Source organism: Cellulomonas iranensis NBRC 101100 = JCM 18110, from assembly GCF_001552375.1.
Lineage (GTDB): Bacteria > Actinomycetota > Actinomycetes > Actinomycetales > Cellulomonadaceae > Cellulomonas > Cellulomonas iranensis.
On record NZ_BCRB01000034.1, the window covers coordinates 16,056 to 39,038 of the forward strand.

17 protein-coding genes are annotated in these 22,983 nt (G+C 74.2%); 10 read left to right on the top strand and 7 right to left on the bottom strand.

Annotated features, from left to right (window positions below; all coding sequences use genetic code 11):
* Positions 1 to 26: 26 nt before the first annotated feature.
* From CS2_RS09140 to ileS, 3 genes are read right to left on the bottom strand one after another with little or no spacing between them, the layout of a single operon-like run.
* A complete protein-coding gene (locus tag CS2_RS09140; RefSeq protein WP_070319739.1) occupies positions 27 to 686 on the bottom strand; it encodes a TetR/AcrR family transcriptional regulator in 660 nt (219 codons plus the stop codon).
* The gene (locus tag CS2_RS09145) at positions 679 to 2,055 is read right to left on the bottom strand and encodes a bifunctional folylpolyglutamate synthase/dihydrofolate synthase (RefSeq protein WP_070319740.1); all 1,377 of its coding nucleotides are present in this window, start codon (positions 2,053 to 2,055) and stop codon (positions 679 to 681) included. The genes CS2_RS09140 and CS2_RS09145 overlap by 8 nt, the downstream gene beginning before the upstream one ends.
* Positions 2,052 to 5,303: an isoleucine--tRNA ligase gene (gene ileS, locus CS2_RS09150; RefSeq protein ID WP_070319741.1), complete on the bottom strand. Its 3,252-nt coding sequence runs from the start codon at positions 5,301 to 5,303 to the stop codon at positions 2,052 to 2,054. Before ileS ends, CS2_RS09145 begins: the two co-directional genes overlap by 4 nt.
* Positions 5,304 to 5,615: 312 nt before the next feature.
* Here ileS and CS2_RS09155 point away from each other — a divergent pair, with 312 nt between their 5' ends.
* Together CS2_RS09155 and CS2_RS09160 are read left to right on the top strand one after the other, a co-directional pair.
* A complete protein-coding gene (locus CS2_RS09155; protein ID WP_070319742.1) occupies positions 5,616 to 6,296 on the top strand; it encodes an HAD family hydrolase in 681 nt (226 codons plus the stop codon).
* Complete coding sequence (locus CS2_RS09160; RefSeq protein ID WP_070319743.1) at positions 6,293 to 7,048, top strand: HAD hydrolase-like protein; 756 nt, start codon at positions 6,293 to 6,295, stop codon at positions 7,046 to 7,048. The genes CS2_RS09155 and CS2_RS09160 overlap by 4 nt, the downstream gene beginning before the upstream one ends.
* Here CS2_RS09160 and CS2_RS09165 read toward each other — a convergent pair.
* Positions 7,002 to 7,514, bottom strand: a complete 513-nt coding sequence (locus tag CS2_RS09165; protein ID WP_070319744.1) for a phosphoribosyltransferase — start codon at positions 7,512 to 7,514, stop codon at positions 7,002 to 7,004. The two genes, CS2_RS09160 and CS2_RS09165, sit on opposite strands and share 47 nt — an antisense overlap.
* Before the next feature lie 198 nt (positions 7,515 to 7,712).
* On the opposite strand from CS2_RS09165, the gene CS2_RS09170 reads away from it, so the two are divergent.
* From CS2_RS09170 to CS2_RS09185, 4 genes are all read left to right on the top strand, one after another.
* Positions 7,713 to 8,357: a hypothetical protein gene (locus tag CS2_RS09170; protein WP_070319745.1), complete on the top strand. Its 645-nt coding sequence runs from the start codon at positions 7,713 to 7,715 to the stop codon at positions 8,355 to 8,357.
* Positions 8,358 to 8,433: 76 nt separating this feature from the next.
* Positions 8,434 to 10,788 (top strand): HAD-IC family P-type ATPase, encoded by a 2,355-nt coding sequence (locus CS2_RS09175; RefSeq protein ID WP_070319746.1) that lies wholly within the window; start codon positions 8,434 to 8,436, stop codon positions 10,786 to 10,788.
* Between the two features lie 18 nt (positions 10,789 to 10,806).
* Positions 10,807 to 11,673 (top strand): formate/nitrite transporter family protein, encoded by an 867-nt coding sequence (locus tag CS2_RS09180; RefSeq protein ID WP_070319747.1) that lies wholly within the window; start codon positions 10,807 to 10,809, stop codon positions 11,671 to 11,673.
* 79 nt (positions 11,674 to 11,752) lie between these two features.
* Entirely contained in the window at positions 11,753 to 12,511 is a 759-nt protein-coding gene (locus CS2_RS09185; protein ID WP_070319748.1) for a MerR family transcriptional regulator, read from the top strand.
* Positions 12,512 to 12,556: 45 nt separating this feature from the next.
* Here the strand turns inward: CS2_RS09185 and CS2_RS09190 are convergent, their stop codons facing one another.
* Together CS2_RS09190 and CS2_RS09195 are read right to left on the bottom strand one after the other, a co-directional pair.
* Positions 12,557 to 14,371 (bottom strand): ABC transporter ATP-binding protein, encoded by a 1,815-nt coding sequence (locus CS2_RS09190; RefSeq protein ID WP_070319749.1) that lies wholly within the window; start codon positions 14,369 to 14,371, stop codon positions 12,557 to 12,559.
* Entirely contained in the window at positions 14,368 to 16,251 is a 1,884-nt protein-coding gene (locus CS2_RS09195; protein ID WP_169798634.1) for an ABC transporter ATP-binding protein, read from the bottom strand. Before CS2_RS09195 ends, CS2_RS09190 begins: the two co-directional genes overlap by 4 nt.
* 131 nt (positions 16,252 to 16,382) lie before the next feature.
* Between CS2_RS09195 and CS2_RS18525 the strand changes: the two genes are divergently transcribed.
* A complete protein-coding gene (locus CS2_RS18525; protein WP_082740025.1) occupies positions 16,383 to 17,750 on the top strand; it encodes an RNA/DNA-binding domain-containing protein in 1,368 nt (455 codons plus the stop codon).
* Between the two features lie 48 nt (positions 17,751 to 17,798).
* Here the strand turns inward: CS2_RS18525 and CS2_RS09205 are convergent, their stop codons facing one another.
* Positions 17,799 to 18,563, bottom strand: a complete 765-nt coding sequence (locus tag CS2_RS09205; protein WP_070319751.1) for an SDR family oxidoreductase — start codon at positions 18,561 to 18,563, stop codon at positions 17,799 to 17,801.
* Between the two features lie 246 nt (positions 18,564 to 18,809).
* On the opposite strand from CS2_RS09205, the gene CS2_RS19535 reads away from it, so the two are divergent.
* The 3 genes from CS2_RS19535 (at position 18,810) to CS2_RS09220 (ending at position 22,944) form a co-directional block, all read left to right on the top strand.
* The gene (locus tag CS2_RS19535; RefSeq protein ID WP_070319752.1) at positions 18,810 to 20,228 is read left to right on the top strand and encodes a cellulose binding domain-containing protein; all 1,419 of its coding nucleotides are present in this window, start codon (positions 18,810 to 18,812) and stop codon (positions 20,226 to 20,228) included.
* A 132-nt stretch (positions 20,229 to 20,360) separates the two neighbouring features.
* Entirely contained in the window at positions 20,361 to 21,701 is a 1,341-nt protein-coding gene (locus CS2_RS09215; RefSeq protein WP_070319753.1) for an aminotransferase class I/II-fold pyridoxal phosphate-dependent enzyme, read from the top strand.
* A gap of 205 nt (positions 21,702 to 21,906) precedes the next feature.
* Complete coding sequence (locus tag CS2_RS09220; RefSeq protein WP_070319754.1) at positions 21,907 to 22,944, top strand: putative F420-0 ABC transporter substrate-binding protein; 1,038 nt, start codon at positions 21,907 to 21,909, stop codon at positions 22,942 to 22,944.
* Positions 22,945 to 22,983: the final 39 nt, after the last annotated feature.

A 22,983-nucleotide genomic window follows, 5' to 3' on the forward strand; every position in this document is an offset into this window, starting at 1 on the left:
CGCAAGCACGCACGCCCCGGCACATGTCAGCGGGTGACGGCCCGCAGCACGCCCGCGAACGTCTCGGTCGCGGCCCGCACGGCCGCCGCGGTCTCCGCGGCGTCGGGCTCGTCGACCGTGAACGCGCGCTCGTACAGCCCGACGCCGACCGCGACCACGTCCCGCGTCGGCAGGTCCGGGCGTGAGCCGGTCCGTGCGAGCACGTCGTCGAGGAGCGTCGCGAGACCCGCGAGCAGGTCCTCCTGCGCGTCGAGCAGCACGCGACGGGCCGCCGCGTCGTGCACGGCGGCGCCGCGCAGCTCGGTCACGACGCCGAACCAGCGGGCCTCGGCGCCGACGCTGCCCGCGAGCCCCCGCAGCGCGGCCGGCACGACGTCCGCCGCCGGCACCCCGCCGCGCGTGCGCTCGACCTCGCCGAGCACCGCGTGGCGCAGGCGCGCGACCTGGTGCGCGTTCGCGCTGCGGTACAGCGCGCCGACCAGCTCCTCCTTCGAGCGGAAGCTCGAGTAGAACGCACCGCGCGTGTACCCGGCCCGCGCGGTCACGGCGCCGATCGTCGTGCGCAGGTAGCCGGTCTCGAGGAACTGCCCGTACGCGGCGTCGAGCAGCGCGCGCCGCGTCGTCGCGCGCCCGCGCGCGTCACCGGGCACGGTCGGTGCCGCGGCGGGCGGCGCGGCGTCAGGCACGGCCGAGCAGCACCCGCGCCTCGGCCACCAGCAGGATCGAGCCGGTCACGAGCACACCCGCGCCGCGCTCCTCCTCGCCCTCGGCGCGCTGCACGGCGACGTCGATCGCGTCGGGCAGCCGCGCGGCGACGTGCACGCGGTCCTCGCCGAACACGTCGATCGCGACCTCCGCGAGGTCGTCGGCGTCCAGCGCGCGGGCGCCCGACGCCTGCGTGACGACGACCTCGGCGAGCAGCGGCTCGAGCGCCGCGAGGATGCCCTCGGGGTCCTTGTCCGCCATGACGCCCACGACGCCGACGAGCCGCGTGAACGCGAACGCCTCCTCGACCGCGTCCGCGAGCGCCTCGGCCCCGGCGGGGTTGTGCGCACCGTCGACCAGGACGGTCGGGCTCGAGCGCACGACCTCGAGCCGCCCGGGCGACGACACGTCCGCGAACGCGGCCTCGACGACGGAGCCGTCGAGCGCCGCACCGCCCGTGAGCAGCGCCTCGGTCGCGACGAGCGCGAGCAGCGCGTTGTGCGCCTGGTGCTCGCCGTACAGCGGCAGGAACACCTCGGTGTACACGCCGCCGAGCCCGCGCAGCGCGACGACCTGCCCGCCGACAGCCACCTGCCGCTCGACGACCGCGACGTCGACGTCCTCGCGCACGACCCGCGCACCGCGCTCGGCCGCGACGGCGAGGACCACGCCCTCGACGTCGTCGGTCTGGTGCGCGAGGACGAGCGTCGCACCGTCCTTGACGATGCCGGACTTCTCGGCGGCGATCTCGACGAGCGTCTCGCCGAGGTACCGCTCGTGGTCCATCGCGACCGGCGTGATGACGGCGACCTCGGCGTCGACGAGGTTCGTGGCGTCCCACCGGCCGCCCATGCCGACCTCGACGACCGCGACGTCCACGGGCGCGTCGGCGAACGCCGCGTACGCCATGACCGTGAACACCTCGAAGAACGACAGCCGGTGACCGCCGTTCACGGCCGCGCGCGCGTCGACCATGTGCACGTACGGCGCGACGTCCTGCCAGACCTCGACGAAGCGCTCGTCGCTGATCGGCTCGCCGTCGATGCTGATGCGCTCGTTGACGCGCGTCAGGTGCGGGCTCGTGAAGCGTCCGGTGCGCAGGCCGTGCTCGCGCAGCAGCCGCTCGACCATGCGCGCGGTCGACGTCTTGCCGTTCGTGCCCGTGAGGTGCACGGTGCGGAACGCGCGCTGCGGGTCGCCCAGCAGCTCGAGCACGTCCCGCACGCGGTCGAGCGACGGGTCGATGTCGTGCTCGGGCGCGCGCGCGAGGATCGCGCGGTACACCTCGTCCGCCGCGGCGCGCGCCGCCCGGGCGGCCTCGTCCTTCAGGTGGTCGGCCCCGCCGCTCATGCGTCCGCCTTCGTCAGGTGCACGGCCACGTCGGCCGCGTCGGTCGGCTCGAGCGTCAGCGACGCCGCGAGGGTCTCGGCGGCGACGAACGCGCGGTGCGCCTCGACGTCCGCCACGTGGTCGGCGGGCACGCCGAGCACGAGGTCGATGCGGTCGGCGACGTGCAGGCCGGCGGCCTTGCGCGCGTCCTGCACCGCCCGGACGACGTCGCGCGCGTAGCCCTCGGCCAGCAGCGCGGCGTCGAGCGCGAGGTCGAGCACCACGACGACGCCGCCGGGCAGCACGGCCGCCGCGACGTCACCCCCGCCGCCCTCGCCGACGACCGTCGTCAGCTCGTACTCGGCGGGCTCGAGCGCGACGTCGCCGTCGTCGGTCGTCACCACGACCGTCTCGCCGTCGACGCGCCAGGCGCCGGTGCGGGCCGCCTTGATGACGTGCTGCACGGACCGGCCCAGGCGCGGGCCGGCGGCGCGCGCGTTGACCGCGAGCCGCTGCACGATGCCGAAGCGCTCGGTCGTCTCGGCGTCGGCCGCGACGACGTCGACGTGCTTGACGTTGAGCTCGGCCGCGAGCAGTTCGGTGTACGGCGCGAGCGCGGCCGGGTCGGCGACGGCCACGGTGAGGCGACGCAGCGGCTGCCGCACGCGCACCTGGTGCGCCTTGCGCAGCCCGAGCGCGGCGGACACCACGGCCCGCACCTCGTCCATCGCCGCCACGAGCGCGTCGTCGTGCACGAGCGCCTCGTCGGCCGTCGGCCAGTCGGTGAGGTGCACGCTGCGCCCACCGGTCAGGCCGCGCCACACCTCCTCCGTGACGAGCGGCGCGAGCGGCGCCATGACGCGCGTGAGCTCCTCGAGCGCGGTCCACAGCGTGTCGAACGCGTCGGCGTCCTCCGACCAGAACCGGTCGCGCTGCGTGCGCACGTACCAGTTGGTCAGCACGTCGAGGTGCTCGCGCACCGACTCGCACGCGGCGGGGATGTCGTACGCGTCGAGCTGGGCCGTGAGCGTCGCGCTCAGGTCGGCCGTGCGCGCGAGCAGGTAGCGGTCCATGGGCGGCAGGCTCGCGGCCCGCTCTGCCGTGACGCGCCGTGCGGCGTACCCCCGCCCGCCGTCGGCGGCACCGGCGTACAGCGTGAAGAAGTAGTAGGTGCTCCACAGCGGCAGCAGCACCTGGCGCACGCCGTCGCGGATGCCCTCCTCGGTGACCACGAGGTTGCCGCCGCGCAGGATCGTCGACGACATGAGCGACCAGCGCACCGCGTCGGACCCGTACTTGTCCCACATGAGCACCGGGTCGGGGAAGTTGCGCAGCGACTTGCTGGCCTTGCGGCCGTCGTCGCCCAGCACGATCCCGTGGCACATGACGTTGCGGAACGCGGCGCGGTCGAAGATCGCGGTGGCCAGCACGTGCAGCGTGTAGAACCAGCCGCGCGTCTGGCCGATGTACTCGACGATGAAGTCGCCCGGGTAGTGGTGCTCGAACCAGTCGCGGTTCTCGAACGGGTAGTGCACCTGCGCGAACGGCATGGACCCCGAGTCGAACCACACGTCGAGCACGTCGGGGATGCGACGCATGGTCGAGCGCCCGGTCGGGTCGTCCGGGTTGGGGCGCGTCAGGTCGTCGATGAACGGGCGGTGCAGGTCGGGCTCGCCGCGGTCGTTGCGCGGCAGGCGGCCGAAGTCGGCCTCGAGCTCGGCGAACGAGCCGTACACGTCGACCCGCGGGTACGCGGGGTCGTCGCTCACCCACACGGGGATGGGCGTGCCCCAGTAGCGGTTGCGGCTGATCGACCAGTCGCGCGCGTTGGCGAGCCACTTGCCGAACTGGCCGTCCTTGATGTGCCCGGGGATCCACTCGATGCCCTGGTTGAGCTCGACCATGCGGTCCTTGAACGCGGTGACGCGCACGAACCACGACGACACGGCCTTGTAGATCAGCGGGTTCCGGCACCGCCAGCAGTGCGGGTAGGAGTGCTCGTACGTCTCGTGCCGCAGCACCGCGGCCCGGTGCGCCGCGTCGACGCGCGCGAGCGGGCCCGTGCCGGCCTTGAGGTCGGCGATGACCTGCTTGTTCGCCTCGAACACCTGCACGCCGGCGTAGTCGGCGACCTGCGCGGTGAAGCGGCCCTTGGAGTCGACGGGCACGACGGGCGTGATGCCCGCGGCGTCGCACGTGGCCATGTCGTCCTCGCCGAACGCGGGCGCGAGGTGCACGACGCCCGTGCCGTCCTCGGTCGTGACGAAGTCCGCCGCGAGCACCCGGTGCGCGTTCTCGTGGCCCGCGAAGTAGTCGAACGGCGGCGTGTAGCGGCGGCCGACGAGGTCGGCGCCGGTGAGCGTCGCGACCACCGTCGGCTCGTCACCGAGCTCGCGGGAGTACGCGCCGAGGCGTGCGGCGGCGAGCACGACCCGCTCCCCCGGGTGCGCGTCGGCGAACGGCGACCCGGGCTGCGGCTCGACGACGACGTACTCGACGTCGGGGCCGACGGCGACCGCGAGGTTGGACGGCAGCGTCCACGGGGTCGTCGTCCAGACCAGCACGAGCTCGCCGGTCCCGAGCCGGAACCCGACCGTGAGCGCGGGGTCCTGGCGCGAGGCGTACACGTCCTCGTCCATGCGCAGCTCGTGGTTGCTCAGCGGCGTCTCGTCGCGCCAGCAGTACGGCAGCACCCGGTAGCCCTCGTAGGCCAGGCCCTTGTCGTACAGCTGCTTGAACGCCCAGATGACCGACTCCATGAAGCTCGGGTCGAGCGTCTTGTAGTCGTGCTCGAAGTCCACCCAGCGCGCCTGGCGGGTGACGTAGTCCTGCCACTCCTGCGTGTAGGTGAGCACCGACGTGCGGCACGCGTCGTTGAACGCGGCGATGCCCATCTCGTCGATCTGGGACTTGTCGGTGATGCCGAGCACGCGCTCGGCCTCGAGCTCGGCCGGCAGGCCGTGCGTGTCCCAGCCGAACCGGCGCTCGACGCGGCGCCCGCGCATGGTCTGGTAGCGCGGCACGACGTCCTTGGCGTACCCCGTGAGCAGGTGCCCGTAGTGCGGCAGGCCGTTGGCGAACGGCGGGCCGTCGTAGAAGACGTACTCGTTGTCGCCCTGCTCGCCGGCCGGGCGCTGGTCGATCGACGCGCGGAACGTGCCGTCGGCCTGCCAGTACGCCAGCACGTCGCCCTCGAGCGCGGGCAGGTCGGGGCTCGGCGGGACGCTGGCGGCGGTGCCGTCGGACGTGCGGTGCAGCGGGTACGCCACGGTCGGTGCTCCTGGTCTCGCGCACCTGGGCAGGTGCGGCACGGCCACGAGGACGACGACGCCCGGACCGGCCGGGCACCACCGCGGTACCACCTCGCTTGCCGAGGACGCGCCCCGACCACTCTGACGACGGCTGTGACGGGCCTGCCCCGTCCGGTTCTACTGAGGACCCGCCCGCCGGGCGGGTCCCGTTCTTCCGGAGGCTCGCCGGTGATGGCCGGGTCGACGCCTGTGCGCCCCAGTGTATCGACGCCCGTCGCGGACGTCGTCACCGATTCGGTCCCCCCGCGCGCGTGGGGCACGATCGGTCCCATGACCTCCCCCCGGCCCGTGGCCCTCCTCGACCTCGACGGCACCCTCATGGACTCGGCGTCCGGGATCGTCGCGTCGGTGCGCGCGGCGTACGAGCGCGTCGGGCTGCCCGTGCCGAGCGAGGCCGTCATGCGGTCGTTCGCCGGGCCGCCGCTCGGCTGGTCGCTCACGACGCACGGCGTGCCGGCCGATCTCCTCGACGACGCGGCCGCCGCGTACGCCGACCACTTCGGCCGGGTCGGCGTGTGGGACACGCGCGTGTTCGACGGCATCCCGCAGGCGCTGACGGCGCTGCGCGAGGCCGGGGCCCTGCTGGTCGTGGCGACCGCGAAGCCCGAGCGGTGGGCCGCCCCGATCTGCGACGAGACGGGTCTGACGCCGCTGCTCGACCACCTCGTGGGTGCGCCGGACGACGAGTCGGAGTCCAAGGGCCAGATCATCGGCCGCGCGCTGACGTGGGTGCGCGAGGCGACCGGTGACGCCGGGTTCCGCGCGGTCATGCTGGGCGACCGCGAGCACGACGTGCACGGCGCGGCCGAGCACGGGCTGCCGTGCCTCGGCGCGGGCTGGGGCTACGCCGACGGCGACGAGCTGCGCGATGCCGGTGCCGTCGAGGTGCTGACGTCGACGTCCCAGGTGCCGGCAGCGGTCCTCGCACGCGTGACGGACGGCGCCGCGTGACCGGACCCGCCGCGGCGCCCACCGGCGCACCGCTCGCGCTGCTCGACCTCGACGGCACGCTCACCGACTCCTACCCCGGCATCGCCGCGAGCGCGCGCGTCGCGTTCGCGGCGCTGGGCCTGCCGGTGCCCGACGACCGGGCGCTGCGCCGGTTCGTCGGGCCGCCGCTGCCGTCGTCGTTCGCGCTGTTCGGCGTGCCGCCCGAGCGCGTGCCCGAGGCGGTCGAGGCGTATCGCGGGTACTTCCGTGAGCAGGGCATGTGGCAGAACAGCGTGTACGACGGCGTGCCCGAGCAGCTCGCCGCGCTGCGGGACGCGGGCGTGCGGCTGGCCGTCGCGACCAGCAAGCCCGAGGTCTTCGCGCGCCCGATCTGCCAGCGCTACGGCCTGGCCGAGCACCTCGAGGGCGGCGTCGACGGCGTGTTCGGCGCACCGCTCGACGACGTGCCGTCGACCAAGGCCGACGTCATCGCCGCGGCGCTCGCGGCGCTGACGCCGACCGGCCCGGTCGTCATGGTCGGCGACCGGTCGCACGACGCGGTCGGCGCAGCGGCGCACGGGCTGCCGTGCCTGGGCGTCGCGTGGGGCTACGCCGAGCCGGGCGAGCTCGAGGACGCGGGCGCGATCGGCGTCGTGCCGCGCGTCGACGGGCTCGCGGCAGCCGTGCTCGACGCGCTCGCCGGAGCCACCGGGACGCTCCCCGAGGTCAGCGCGTCGGCGTCACCGGCGGCAGGGCCGACCACGGGAACGTGATCCAGCGGTCCGTCTGGCGCCACACGTAGTCGGGCACGACCACCGAGCGGGGCTTGTGGTAGAGCACCGCGGTGCGGACCTCGGAGCAGTCCTCGCTCAGCAGCCGCTTGACCAGCGCGAGCGTCTCCCCCGAGTCCGCGACGTCGTCGACGACGAGCGCGCGCAGCCCCTGCACGGCCTCGGTGTCGAGCAGCGGCGGGAGCACCGCCGGCTCGGGCAGCGTCGTGTCGACGCCCGTGTAGAACTCGACGTTCATGGTGCCGACGGCCTTGGTGCCCAGCGCGTAGGCCAGCGCACCGCCCGGCGGCAGCCCGCCGCGCGCGACCGACACGACCACGTCGGGCACGAACCCCGAGTCCGCCACGGCCTGCGCGAGCTCGCGCACGGCGTCCCCGAACCGCTCCCAGCCCAGCACCTCGCGGTCGGCGGGCATCTCCTGGCCGGGTGCGGCCTCGGTCGTCGTCATGGCTCCATGGTGGCGCATCGCACGCCGTTCACCGACCACGGCGTCGCACGAGGTCGGTGCCCCCCACCGGTGCGGCCGCTCGCGAGTTGCGCCCGTGACGTGCACCGATACGTTCGAAGCGCACGAGAACGACAGGGACGGCTCGTCCGTCCCCGCGATCGAGCCGCGATCGTGTCCGCCCACGGAAGGACGACACCCATGATCAGGACGACCCCGCGCACCCGCCTGCCCCGCCTCGTCGGGGCGAGCCTCGCCGCCGGGGGTCTGGCCCTCGCACTGGCGGCCTGCGGCACCGACGACGCGTCCGGCGACGGCGCGACGACCCCCGCCGCGACGCCCGACGGCATGACGTCGCCCACGCCCGACGCGCCGACCCCGACGCCCACGTCGGACGACGCGGGCGGCACCGACCCGGCCGCCCTGACCGACGGCAGCACGGTGGTCGACATCGCGACCTACGCGTCCACCTGGGTGGTCACGACCGTCGAGGGCGCCGTGACGACGCTCGAGAACCCGTCGACGTCCGAGGTGCCGTACACGTGGGTGATCGAGCCCGCCGGGGCAGACGGCACGTCGCTCGTGCGGTCGAGCGCGACGACCGACGACCGGGACATGTGCCTCAACCTGCCGGGTGACGACGTCGTGGGCCTCGCGGAGTGCGACCCCGCGGACCCGCACCAGCAGCTGCGGGTCACCGCGCTGGACCGGCCCGAGCAGGTGAACGTCTCGAACGACAACGGTTACCTCGCGGCAGACCAGGAGGGCGGACTGGCGGTCGCGTCCGACGCCGGCAGCCCCGCCACCGTGTTCACGCTCACCGCGCGGGGACCTGCGGCGAGCTGACCCAGGACCCGCACGTGCGCACACGCCGCCCCGTGGCCGTACGGCCGCGGGGCGGCGCTGCGCCTAGCCTGTCCGCGTGGAGCCCCTGACCAGCAGCGAGGTAGCCGACCGGATCAGCCGCGGCGAGGTGAACCGCGTCGAGCGCGTCACGAGCCGCAGCGCGCGCGACATCGTCGTCGCGAACGTGTTCACGCGCGTCAACGCGATCTACTTCGTGCTGTTCCTCGTCGTGGCGTTCACCGGGCACTGGCTGGACGGTCTGTTCGGTCTGCTCATCGTCGTGAACAGCGCGGTCGGCATGGTGCAGGAGATCCGCGCCAAGCGGACGCTCGACCGGCTGGCCATCCTCAACGCCTCGACCGTCACGGTGGTCCGCGCCGACGGCGAGCTCGCGCTCGACCCGGCCGAGATCGTGGTCGACGACGTGGTCGAGGTCTCCGCCGGGGACCAGGTGCCCGTCGACGGCGACCTGCTGAGCACGAGCGGCCTGGAGGTCGACGAGTCGCTGCTCACCGGGGAGTCCGAGGCCCTCGCCCCCGCCGTCGGGGCGCCGCTGCTGTCCGGCAGCGTCGTGGTGGCCGGGACCGGTCGGCTGCGCGCGACGCGCGTCGGGGAGCACGCCTACGCGGCGCGCCTCGCACGCGAGGCGTCGACCTACTCGGCGCCGTCGTCGGGCCTGCGCGCCGGGATCGACACGATCCTGCGGTACCTGACGTGGGTGCTGGTGCCCGTCGGCGCGCTCATGGTGTGGAACCAGCTCACGCAGACGTCGCTGCCGCTCGACGACGCGCTGCGCGGCATGGTCGCCGCGCTCGTGCCGATGGTGCCCGAGGGCCTGGTGCTCATGACGAGCGTCGCGATGGCGGTCGGCGTGATCCGGCTCGGGCGGCGCCAGTGCCTCGTGCAGGACCTGCCCGCGATGGAGGCCCTGGCCCGCGTCGACGTGGTGTGCTTCGACAAGACCGGGACGCTCACCGAGGACGGCATGCGCGTCCGCGAGCTCGTGCTGCTGGACGGCACGCAGGACGAGGCGTGGGCGGCGCTCGCGACGATCGGCGCCGGCGAGAGCCGGCCGAACGCGAGCATGCACGCGATCCTCGAGGCGACCGACGCGGTCCGGGGCGACGACGCGACCGCGCGCGTGCCGTTCTCGTCGGCGCGGCGCTGGGCCGCCGCGCAGACCCCCGCCGCGACGTGGGTGGTCGGTGCGCCCGACGGCCTGCTGCCCGACCACCCGGCCCTCGCGCGCGCCGCCGAGGAGTCCGCGCGCGGCCGCCGCGTGCTGGCCCTCACGCGCAGCACGGCGCCGCTGGAGGGCACGGCGCTGCCCGCCGGGCTGACCGCGGTGGCGCTCGTCGTGCTGGACCAGCGGGTGCGGCCCGAGGCAGCCGGGACGCTGCGGTTCTTCGAGGAGCAAGGCGTCACGCTCAAGGTGATCTCGGGCGACGCGCCCGTCGCGGTCGCGGCCGTCGCCGAGCAGGTGGGGCTCCCCCACGCCCACGACACGGTCGACGGCGGGCGGCTGCCCACGGACCCCGACGAGCTCGGGCGGGTCGCCGACGGCGCCGCCGTGTTCGGCCGCGTCCGCCCCGACCAGAAGCGCGAGCTGGTCCGTGCGCTCGCCGCGCGCGGTCGCACCGTCGCGATGACCGGGGACGGCGTCAACGACGTGCTGGCGATGAAGGAGGCCGACGTCGGCGTCGCGATGGGCAGCGGCAGCCCCGCGGCGCGCGCCGTCGCGCGCCTCGTGCTGCTGGACTCGTCGTTCGCGACGCTGCCGTTCGTGGTCGCCGAGGGGCGCCGCGTGGTCGCGAACATCGAGCGCGTCGCGACGCTGTTCCTCTCCAAGACCGTGTACTCGGTGCTGCTCGCCCTGGTGGTCGCGCTGACCGCGCTGCCGTTCCCGCTGCTGCCGCGCCACGTCACGCTCATCGCGTGGTTCACGATCGGCATCCCGGCCGCGGTGCTCGCGCTCGCGCCCAACCGCGAGCCCGCGCGCGACGGGTTCGTCGGTCGTGTGCTCGCCGCCGCGGTGCCCGGCGGCGTGGCCGTGGCCGTGGCCGCGTACGGCGCGTACGCGGTCGCACGGTCGGTGATCGGCACCGGGTCGGCGCACACCGTGCCGACCTCGACGGCCGCGTTCCTCGCGCTCGTCGTGGTGGCCTTCGACATCCTCGTCGACGTCGCGCGGCCGCTGCGACCGTGGAAGGTCGCGCTCGTGACCGCCATGGTCGGGGCGATGACCGCCGTCGTCGCGCTGCCGCTCGGGCAGCGGCTGTTCCAGCTCGACCCGACCGACCCGCGCGTGCTGCTGGTCGCGGGCGGCGGGGCCGCGGTCGGCCTGGTGCTGCGCCGCGCGCTGCGGGTCTCGGTCCGGGCGTGGGCGGCCCGACGGGCGGCGGGTGCGCCGGGCGCACCCGCACGCCCCTGATGTGGGAGGTTGTCGACCGTGAGCGACCCCCGCCCCGGCCTGCCCGGCCTGTTCCCCGGCAAGCACTTCATCAGCACGGTCCTCGAGGCGCTCGAGACCAAGACGACGATGTCCGGCGCCCTCGGGCGGCGCTACCTCATGCGCGCCGCGATGGCCGGGATCATCATCGGGCTGCTCTACGGCGCGCACTACGCCGTGATCGCGGCGTTCGACGCCATCGTGCTGGGCGGGACGTCGCTGTACCCGCTCGGGCGGATCGCCGGGGCGCTGACGTTCGGCTGGGCGCTCGTCTTCATCTACTACTCGCGGTCCGAGCTGCTGACCTCGAACATGATGATCGTCACGATCGGCGCCTACCACCGGCGCACGTCGTGGGCCCGCGCCGCGCGGCTGCTGGGGCTGTGCTACCTCGGCAACCTCGTCGGTGGCCTGCTCGTCGCGGTGTTCGTGCGGTTCTCGACGCTCGCCGAGGGCGCCGTGCTCGACCAGATGGTCGGCGCGGTCGAGCACAAGCTCGCGTACGTCGCCGACGGGCCGACCGGCTGGGTGGACCTGCTGGTGCGGGCCGTGCTGTGCAACTTCTGCATCAACCTCGCGATGCTGCTCGTCTACAACGGGCTCATCAAGGAGGACCTCACCAAGTCGCTCGTCATGATCGTCGCGGTCTTCATCTTCGCGTTCCTGGGCCTGGAGCACTCGGTCGCCAACACGGTGCTGTTCTCCATCGTCGGGCTGCGCGAGGGCCTCGACCTGGGGCTCGCGGCCGGCAACGTCGGCCTCGCGCTGATCGGCAACTTCCTGGGCGGCGGGCTGCTCATCGGCCTGTACTACGCGTACGTCAACGACGACTCGCGCTGGCTCAAGGAGCACCCGCCGGAGGACTGAGGACCCGCGCTTGACCTTGACGCTGCGTCAGCTCCTACCGTCGAGCAGGTCCACGGACGGAGCACGACGAGGAGGAGCGGTGGAGGCGTCGATCCAGGAGGTCGCCCGGCTGACCGGCACGACCAGCCGCACGTTGCGTCACTACGACGCGATCGGGCTGCTGGCCCCCAGCCGGGTCGGCGACAACGGGTACCGCTGGTACGACGACGACGCGCTCGTGCGCCTGCAGCGGATCCTGCTGCTGCGCGACCTCGGGCTCGGCCTGGGCGAGATCGGCCGTGTGCTCGATCGCGAGACCGACGAGGAGACGGCGCTGCGCCGGCACCTCGCGTGGCTCGCGGCCGAGCAGGACCGCCTCGCCCGGCAGGCCGCGTCGGTGCGCCGGACGCTGTCCGCACGACGAGGAGGGAGCACACCCGTGCTCGAGGAGATGTTCGACGGGTTCGACCACGGCGAGCACCGCGAGGAGGTGACGGAGCGCTGGGGAGCCGAGGCGTACGCGGCCGGCGACACCTGGTGGCGCGGCATGAGCGACGACGAGCGCACCGGGTGGCAGGAGCGGTCCGCCGCGCTGGCCCGCGACTGGGCGGCCGCCGCGGCCCGCGGCACCGACCCCGGGTCCGACGAGGCGCAGGAGCTCGCGCGGCGGCACGTCGCGTGGCTCGCGTCGGTGCCCGGCACGCCCGGGCACGGCGGCACGCCCGTGCGGGAGTACGTCACGGGTCTGGCCGACATGTACGTGGCCGACCCGCGCTTCGCGCGCCACTACGGCGACGACGACGCCGGTGCGGCGTTCGTGCGCGACGCGCTGCACGCGTACGCCGCGCGGCACCTCTGACGGGGACCGGTGCCCCGGCGCACGTGCGCCGGGGCACCGGGGTGCTCACGCGCTGCGCAGCGAGTCCTGCCACTGCCGGTGCAGCTCGGCGAACCGGTCGCCCGCCGCGACGAGCTCCGCGGGGCTGCCGTCCTCGGTGACGCGGCCGCCGTCGACCACGAGCACGCGGTCGGCGTGCATGACCGTCGACAGCCGGTGCGCGATGACGACGGCCGTGCGGCCCGTGAGCAGCGTGCGCAGACCGTCCTGCACGAGCTGCTCGCCCGGGATGTCGAGCGAGCTCGTCGCCTCGTCGAGCACCAGCACCGCCGGGTCGGCGAGGAACGCGCGGGCGAACGACACGAGCTGGCGCTGCCCGGCGGACAGGCGCACGCCGCGCGTGTCCACCTCGGTGTCGTAGCCGTCGGGCAGCGACGCGACGAGGTCGTGCACGCCCACCGCGCGGGCCGCGGCCTCGATCTCGGCGCGCGTGGCCCCGGGCCGCCCGAGCGCGATGTTCGCTGCGACCGACCCCGAGAACAGGTAGGCCTCCTGCGTGACCATGACCATCGCGGTCCGTAGGTCGCGCGGGTCGACGTCACGCAGGTCGACGCCGTCGAGCAGCACGGCGCCCTCGCGCGGGTCGTAGAACCGCGCGAGCAGCTTCGCGACCGTCGACTTGCCGGCGCCCGTCTCCCCCACGAGCGCGACCGTCTGCCCCGCGGGCACGTGCAGGTCGAGCCGCGGCAGCACGCTCGGTCCGTCGCGGTACCCGAACTCGACGCCCGCGAACCGCACGTCGCCCGCAGGCTCGCGCAGCCGCACGGGGCGTGCCGGGTCTGGCACGGTCGGCTCCTGCGCCAGCAGGCCCGACAGCTTCTCGAGCGCCGCCGTCGCCGACTGGAACGAGTTGTAGAACATGCCGATCTGCGCGAGCGGCGCGAAGAACCGGCGCGCGTACAGCACGGCCGCCACGAGCACGCCGACGTCGAGCGCACCGTCGAGCACGCGCAGCCCGCCGACCAGCAGCACCGCCGCGACCGTCACGTTGCCGATGAGCACGAGGCCGGTGTCGAACACGCCGTTGACGCGGATCGCCTCGGCGTTCGCGGCCCGGTACTCCTCGGCCTCCGCCTCGTAGACCTGCGCGACCTGCCGCTCGCGGCGGAACGCCTGCACCGCGCGGATGCCCGTCATGGTCTCGACGAACCGCACGATCACCCGCGCGACGGCCGTGCGGCTGCGCCGGTACTGCACCTGCGAGCGCACCTGGAACCAGCGGGTCAGCACGACGCCGGGCACGACCGCGACGAGCAGCACGAGGCCGCTGCGCCAGTCGAGCAGCACGAGCCCGGTCGCGGTGAAGACCATGGCGAGCCCGCTCGCCGCGAGCGTCGTGACGCCGCCGTCGAGCAGCTCGCGCAGCGCGTCGAGGTCGGACGTCTGCCGCGAGATGATCCGGCCCGACGTGTACCGCTCGTGGAACTCCAGGCTGAGGCGCTGCGTGTGCCTGAACACGCGCCGCCGCAGATCGAGCAGCACGGCCTGGCTCACGGTGGCGGCCATGCGCACGGTCGCGGCGGTGAACACGCCCGCGACGAGCGCGGTGAGCGCGTACCCGCCCGCGACGAGCAGCAGCGGGCCCGCATCGCCGCCGCGCAGCGCCGGCAGGCCCCGGTCGATGCCGACCGCGACGAGCGCGGGCCCGGCGACCAGCGCGAGCTGCGCGACCACGACGACGAGGGCCGTGAGCCACGCGCGCCGCGCGACCGGGCGCAGCAGCGAGGCCAGCAGGCCGAGCGAGCGCGCACGGACCTGCGCGGGCGTGAGCCCCGCGTCGTGGTCGTCGACCTCGGGCGGTCGCGGTGCGGTCGTGGTCATCGCGGCACCTCGCCCGCGGTCACCCGGTCGGTGCCCGTGGCCCCGCCGAACCCGGGTCCGTCCCCTCCGGCGTCGTCACCGGACGAGCCGCCGCGCGCCGCCGCGGCGTCGTCCTGCGCCGTCAGCACGTACCGGTAGTGCGGGTGCGTCGCGAGCAGGTCGGCGTGCCGGCCGACGCCGGTCACGCGCCCGTCCTCGAGCACCGCGACCCGGTCGGCCAGCGCGACAGTGGACGTGCGGTGCGCGACGACGAGCGTCGTGGTGCCCGCGAGCACGCGGCGCAGCCCGTCGGTGACGTCGGCCTCGGTGGCCACGTCGAGCGCGGACAGCGGGTCGTCGAGCACGAGCACGCGCGGGCGGCCCACGATGGCGCGCGCGAGCGCGACGCGCTGCCGCTGCCCGCCGGACAGGCTCATGCCCTCCTCGCCGATCACGGTGTCGACGCCCCGCGGCAGGCGGTGCACGAACCCCGCGCGCGCGACGTCGAGCGCGACCCGCACGAGCTCGTCCGCCTCGGCGTCGGGCATCGTCGCGAGCCGCTCGACCGACACGCCCATGAGGACGTTCTCGCGCACCGACGCCGAGAACAGGATCGGGTCCTCGAACGCGACGGCCACGGCGCCGCGCAGGTCGTGACGGCTCACGTCGCGCACGTCGACGCCGTCGAGCAGCACCGCACCGCCGGTGACGTCGTACAGGCGCGGCACGAGCTGCAGGAGCGTCGTCTTGCCGCTGCCCGTCAGGCCCACCAGCGCGGTCGTCGTGCCCGGCTCGAGCACGAGGTCGACGCCGTCGAGCACCGCGCGGTCGCCGTGCGCGAACCGCACGTCGCGCAGCTCGACGCGCGAGCCGTGCGCGGGTGCGGGCGGCAGCGCGGCGGGGGCCGCGGGGTCGGCGAGCGCGGGCACGGTGTCCATGACGTCGAGGTAGCGGTCGGTGCCGGCGCGCGCGTCGAGCGTCATCGCGAGCAGCTGACCGAGGCTCTCGACGGGCCTGGTCATGACCGCTGCGGTCGCGAAGAACGCGACGAGCGCGCCGATGCTCACGCGGTCGGACGCCGCGAGCCACACGCCGAGCCCCAGCGCGACCGCGAGCGTCGTCTCGGGGATCCACGCGAGCGCGAACGACATGCGCGACTGCGCGCGCGCCTTGTCGAGCTCGGTGCCGCGCAGCTCGTCGGCCTGCCGCACGAAGTCGTCGAGCGCGTCGTCGCCGCGGCCGAATGCCTTGAGCACGCGGATGCCGTGCACCGACTCCTCGACGCTCGTCGCGAGGTCGCCCGCCTGGTCGCGCGCGCGCCGCGCGACGACCTTGTAGTCCTGCCGGAACCGGAACCCGAGCCAGATCACCGGCACCGCGCCCGCGAGGTACACCAGCCCGAGCAGCGGGGTCGTGACGAGCAGCAGCGCGGCCCCCACCACGACCGTGGTGGCCGAGACCACGAGCTGCACGAGCCCGAAGACCATCCACCGGCGCACGAGGTGCAGGTCCCCCATCGACCGCTGCAGCAGCTGCCCGCCGGCCCACCGGTCGTGGAACGCGACGGGCAGGTCGAGCAGGTGCCGGAACAGGTCGGTGCGCATGGTGCGCTCGACGCTCGTGCCGGGCGTCGCGATGAGCGCGCGCCGGCACCACACGAGGAACGCCTCGAGCACGCCGAGCGCGAGCACGAGCAGCGCGGCGTGCACGACGGCGGTGCGGGACCCGTCGGTCAGCAGCGGACCGTTGACGACCCCGCGCAGCACCTGCGGCACCGCGAGCGCGAGCAGGCTCGCGACGAGGGTCGCGCTGCCACCCGCGACGACCCGCGGCAGCGCGGGCCGCGCCCACCGCACGAGGCGCAGCAGGGCGCGCGTCGTGGAGGTCTCGCGGGGTGGCACGACACGACCCTAGAACCCCCTCCCCTCGCTCGCACGGCTGCGAGGGATCCGGGCAACGCTTCACCCTCGAACCAGCCACGCTTCGATGCCAGGATCGTTAGGCTCCGACCACGAGACGGCGGGAGTTGCGAATGCTAGAGATCATTGACGTTCCCAGCGAGGACGTGGCGGCGCTAACACTCAAGCAAGAGGGTCATTTTCTCGACTTCAAGGACAAGAGAATCTCGCCCGGGAAACTAACGCGATCCCTTGCCGCATTCTGCAACTCTGACGGTGGCGACTTATACGTCGGGATTGCGGAGGAGTCTGGGAAGTTTACCTGGAGCGGCTTTGCCGATCCAGAAGATGCAAACGGCCATATCCAAGCGTTCGAGGCAGTGAGCCCGTTCGGCGAGGATCTCACGGGCGAGTTCCTTCGCACGCCCGGTCTCGATGGCCTCGTCTTGCATGTCAATGCAAGGAAATCTCGATTTGTTCGAAGCGATAGCGAGTCTAGAGTCTATAAGCGGGTCGGCGCCCAGAACCTGCCCGTATCGTCAGAGGAGTCAATTCTTGCCCTTCGACGACAGAAAGGGCTCGAGTCGTTCGAAGAGGAGACGGTAGCCGTCGCCCTGTCAGAGGTCACAAATTCGCTACCAATCCTTGAGTATCTCGTCTCGGCAGTGCCTACAGCGGAGCCGGAGGTCTACCTCCGCGGTCAGTATCTGATTCACGGTCAGCGACCGACCGTGGCCGCAGTGCTGCTCTTCGCCGAACAACCGCAGGCGGCGCTCCCCAAACGTTGTGGCATCAAGATCTACCGTTACAGCAGCGAGGAGATGAGCCGCGACCGTCTGGTTCAGGATCCAATTACAGTCGAAGGGCACCTTTACGCGCAAGTCTACTCGGCCGTCGAGAAGACTGTCCGCCTCATATCTGAGGCCGCATTTTTGTCAGATGACGGGCTGAGGACTGTGGCGTATCCCGCGGAAACTCTGCATGAAATCATCACAAACGCAGTTCTACATCGAGACTACAGCGTGACCGACGACGTTCATGTGAGAATCTACGAGAACCGCGTGGAAGTCGAGAGTCCCGGGCGCCTTCCGGGTCACATTACACCCGCGAATATCCTCTCTGAACGACTGAGTCGAAATCCATTCGTCGTTCGCCATCTGAACCGCTTCCCCGATCCTCCAAACAAAGATGTGGGCGAAGGTCTTGACACGGCTTTTGAGTTCATGCGGAAGTTGAACCTCAAGCAGCCGGAAATCTTGGAGCGCGAACACTCAGTGCTTGTGGTTATTCGGCACGAGAGCCTTGCTTCTCCTGCCCAGCAGGTCGTCGACCATCTCAACTCGAACGAGTCGATTCGAAACCAGCAGGCCAGGAAGCTGACAGGCGTTCTGTCAGAGAGCCGTATGCAGAAAATCTTCGAAGACCTCATCGCCGCTAATGAGATCGAACACGTCCCTGGAACAGCTGGACGAGGGTACGCTTACCGGCGGAAGCGGTCTTGATTTGAAGTCGCGAGACTGTTTTGTCCAGCCCGCTGTGCGGCCGAGTGGTCACACCCCCGTGCGGGCGATCGTCGTGTTGTTGGCCTGCGCGCGCGGGCGCACGACCAGCAGGTCGACGTTGACGTGCGGCGGGCGCGACAGGCTCCACGCGATCGTGTCCGCGACGTCGTCGGCGACGAGCGGCTGGTAGCCCTCGTAGACCTGCGCGGCGCGCTCGGCGTCGCCGCCGAACCGCACGAGCGAGAACTCCTCGGTCGCGACCGCGCCCGGGGCGATCTCGACGACGCGGATCGGCTCGCCGACCAGCTCCCACCGCAGCGTGGTGGCGAGCATGCGCTCGGCGTGCTTGGCGCCCGTGTACCCGGCGCCGCCCGGGTAGGCGCCGTGCGCGGCGGTCGACGTGACGACGACGACGTCGCCCGCGCCGCGCTCGCGCAGCAGCGGCAGCACGCCCTGCACGACGCGCAGCGTGCCCAGCACGTTGAGCTCGTACATCGAGCGCCACTGCTCGATATCGCCGTGCTCGACCGTGTCCTGCCCGAGCGCGCCGCCCGCGTTGTTGACGACCGCGTCGAGCCCGCCGGTGTCCCGCACGTGGGCGACGAGCGCGGCCACGTCGGCGTCCCGCGTGAGGTCGGCCACGACCGTGTCCGCGCCGGTCTCGCGCGCGAGCGCCGCGAGCCGGTCGGCGCGGCGCGCGGTCGCGACGACGTCCCAGCCGTCGGCGCGCAGCCGGCGCACCGTGGCGGCGCCGATGCCGGACGACGCACCCGTGACGAGCGCGCGGCGGGGACGGTCGGTGGACGCGGTCATGCGGGGCTCCTGGGGTGAGGCGGTCGGGCGCACTGCTCAGCATGCCCTCCTCGTGGGCCGAGGACGGCAGCGGTCCAGCGGACGGGCGAGCGGGTCGGAGGGGGTCGACGCGGCGACCTTCGCACCCGCACCCGTGGGGACCCGACAGTTTCGACGTCGGAACCGAACCGTTTCGGTGGTGGCCGCTGTGCGCGGGCCGGGCGCACGGTGAGGGCTCGACGACCGTGTCGAGGACGAGGAGGTCGCATGACCAGGACCCGCGGCTCGTGGATCGCCGGCACCGTCGCCGGCGTGCTCGCCGCCACCGGGGCGCTCGTCGGGGTGGGGACCCCGGCGCACGCCGCCCAGACCGTCACCAACATCGCCTACGCGCCCGCGGACCCGGCGGGCAGCCGGGGCCACCTGCTCGACCTGTACCTGCCCGACGGCCCCGGCCCGGCACCGCTCGTCGTGTGGTCGACCGGCTCCGCGTGGACGTCGGACGACGGCAAGGCCGGCGCCGCCGCGGTCGCGCAGCAGCTCAACGCACGCGGCATCGCGGTCGCCGGCGTGAGCGTGCGGTCGAGCTCGCAGGCGAAGTTCCCCGCCCAGGTGCACGACGTCAAGGCGGCGATCCGCTGGCTGCGCGCGAACGCCGCGCAGTACCGGATCGACCCCGCGCGGTTCGCGACGATGGGCGACTCGTCGGGCGGGTGGGTCGCGAGCATGGCCGCGCTCACCAACGGCGTCGCCGCGCTCGAGGGGCAGGTGGGCACGACCGGGGTGTCGAGCGACGTGCAGGCGGGCGTCGACTTCTTCGGCCCGACCGACTTCCTGCGGCTCAAGGAGCAGGACCCGAACGGCTGGATCGACCACGACAGCCCGTCCGCACCCGAGGCGCAGCTGCTGGGCTGCGCGATCCCGTCGTGCCCCGACAAGGCCCGGCAGGCCAACCCGCTGACGTACGTCGACGCGAACGACCCGCCGATGCTCCTGCTGCACGGGCGCGCCGACACCGTCGTGCCGCACGCGCAGACCGAGATCCTCTACGCGGCGCTCAAGGCGGCGTGCGTCGACACCCGGTTCTTCTCGGTCCCGGGTGCCGGGCACAGCCACCCCGACGTCACGAGCGCCGCGCGGTACGGCCAGCAGACCGTGCGCACCGTGCGCGGCTGCCAGGAGACCGTGACGCAGGGCTCGCCGAACCCGAGCTGGGACACGATCGCCGCGTTCCTGCAGGACGCGTGGGCCGACGCGGGACCGCAGCCGACACCCACCCCGACGCCCACCGCCACGCCCACGCCCACGCCCACGCCCACGCCCACCGTCACCCCGACCCCGACGGTGACGCCGACGCCGACCCCCACCGCGACCCCGTCGCCGACCGCGCCCGCGGGCGCCTGCACCGCGACGTACCGGCTCGCGAACAGCTGGCCCGGTGGCTTCGTCGCCGACGTCACCGTGACCGCGGGGGCGGCACCGCTGACGGGGTGGCGCGTGACCGTGACCCTGCCGTCGGGCGCCACCGCGACGCAGGTGTGGAACGGCCGGTCGACGGGCGGCGCACCGCTGAGCGTGACGAACGCCGACTGGAACGGCCGCGTCGCGGCCGGCGGCAGCACGACGTTCGGCTTCCAGGGCACGGGCGACGGCGCGGGCGCGACCGTCACGTGCGCCGCCGCGTGACGCGCTGACGCACCGTCCCGGGGCGGCGGCGGTGGGCACGCCCACGCACCGTCGTCGCCCCGGACGCACGTCCGCGAACGCCGCACATCGACCGGACACGCCACCGCAACACGGGCACGCCACGATGCGCGCATGTCACCGCAGGAGCTGGCGGACCGCGTCACCGACCGGTCCCCCCGGGGCATCGCCGCGACGATCGCGCGCCTCGTGCACGCGGGTGACCTGCTGCCCGGCGACCGGCTGCCGACCGTGCGCGAGCTGGCCGCGGCGCTCGGCGTGAGCCCGGCGACCGTCGGTGCGGCGTGGCAGGCCCTCGCGACCGCGGGGCTGGTGCTGTCGCGCGGGCGCGCCGGGACGTCCGTGCTGCCCGGCCCCGCGAGCCGGCTGCCCCGCCGGTACCGCGAGCTCGCGCGGGTGCCCGCCGCGTGCCTGGACCTCAGCGGCGGCGGACCGGACGCCGCGCTGCTGCCCGACCTGCGGCCCGCGCTCGCGCGCGTCGCAGCACGCACGCGCGCCGCGCGACCGCCCGACTACCTCGACGACCCGGTGGTGCCCGAGCTCGAGCGTCTGCTGCGCGCGTCGTGGCCGTTCGCCGCGCAGCGGCTCACGGTCGTCGACGGCGCGGTCGACGCGCTGGGCCGCGTGCTCGAGCAGGTCGTCGGGTTCGGCGACCGGGTCGCCGTCGAGGACCCCGGCGCGCCGCCGCTCCTCGACCTCCTCGACCACCTGGGGCTCGAGCGCGTCGCGGTGCCGCTCGACGCGCACGGCCCGCGCCCGGAGGCCCTGGCGCACGCGCTGCGCGTCGGTGCGCGGGCGGTGCTGCTGCAGCCCCGCGCCCACAACCCGACGGGCGTCAGCACCACGCCCGCACGGCTGCGGTCGCTGGCCGCCGTGCTGCGCCGCGCGGCAGCCCCGCCGTGGGTCGTCGAGGACGACCACGCGGGCGACGTCGCGTCGTCGCCCGCCACGAGCCTCGGGGCGCTGCTGCCCGGTCGCGTCGTGCACGTGCGGTCGTACTCGGCGTCGCACGGGCCGGACCTGCGCATCGCGGCGGTCGGCGGGCCCGCGGCCGTGCTCGACGCGCTCGTCGCGCGGCGGCTGCTCGGGCCCGGGTGGACGAGCCGTCTGCTGCAGCGCGTGCTGGCCGACCTGCTGGCCGACGCGCGCGCGGTCGCGGCGGTCGCGCACGCCCGTGACGCGTACCGCGCGCGGCGCGACGCCCTCGCGACGGCGCTCGCCCGGCACGGCGTGGCCGTCCCGCCGGGCGACGGCCTGCACGCGTGGCTGCGCGTGCGCGACGAGGACGCGGCCCTGGCACGGCTCGAGGCCGCCGGGGTGCGGGTCGCGCGCGGGCGGGCGTTCCTCGCGGAGCCGCCGCCGCGCGGCGGGTTCGTGCGCGTGACCACGGGCGTGCTGCCGGACGCCGACACGGAGCGCGTCGCGGCCGCGCTGGCCGCCGCGGTCCGCGCGTGAGACGGCGCGACGCACGCCACGCCGGCCCGGCTTGCCCGGCACCCGGGGGCAGCGCCTAGGGTGACGGGTCGGAACCCGGCCCCCTCTCTGGCCGGGTCGCACCGCCCTGGCCTGGGACGGTCCTCCGCGGCGCGACGTGCGCCCCACCCCCGACGTCCGCGTCCGACGACGTGCGCGGCAGCAGCCCCCGCCGGAGAGAGACCCCATGCCCCGCGCCGTCCACCGTCCGTCGTCCGTCCGCGCCCGCACGCGGCTGGTCCCGCTCGCCGCGCTGGCCGCGCTCGCGCTGGCCGGGTGCGCGTCGGGGGCGCCGGCCGCGTCCCCCTCGACCGACGGCGCGGCCGCGTCGACGGCGTCGTCGGGCGCCTACCGGCCCGTGACGGTCGACAACTGCGGCACCGAGGTCACGTTCGACGCGCCGCCGCGACGCGTCGTGACCATCAAGTCGTCCACCACCGAGATGGTGCTCGCGCTCGGCGCCGCCGACCGTCTGGTCGGCACGGCGTTCGCCGACGGCCCGGTGCCCGAGCGCTGGGCGGCCGACGTGGCCGACGTCCCCGTCCTGTCCGACAAGGTCCCGGGCCCCGAGGCGCTGCTCGGGTCGGAGCCCGACCTCGTGTACGCCGGGTGGGAGTCGAACCTCACGGCCGACGGCGCGGGCGACCGCGCGTCGCTCGCGGCGCTCGGCATCGCCACGTACGTGTCCCCCGCGGCCTGCAAGGAACCCGGCTACCAGCCGGACCCGTTGACGTTCGACGACGTGTTCGGCGAGGTCCGCGAGGTCGGCGCGGTGCTGGGCGTGCCCGACGCGGCCGACGCCGTGGTCGCCGAGCAGCAGGGCGTGCTCGACGCGATCGAGCCGGTCGACGGCACGACCGCCGTGTGGTGGTCGTCGGGCGGCGACACCCCGTACGTCGGCGCCGGGATCGGCGCGCCGCAGATGATCATGGCCGCCGCGGGGCTCACCAACGTGTTCGCCGACGTGCACGACACGTGGACGTCGGTCGGCTGGGAGCAGGTCGTGGCCGCCGACCCCGACGTGATCGTGCTGGTCGACGCCGCCTGGAACACCGCCGAGAGCAAGAAGGCCGCGCTCGCCGCGAACCCGGCGACGTCGCAGCTCGACGCCGTGCGCGAGCAGCGCTACGTCGTCGTGCCGTTCGCCGCGACCGAGGCCGGCGTGCGCAACGCGCAGGCCGCCGCCGACGTCGCCGAGGCCGTGCGTGCGCTCGACGCCGACTGACGCACCCGCCACGGGCGGGCGGGCGCCGCTGCGGCCGCC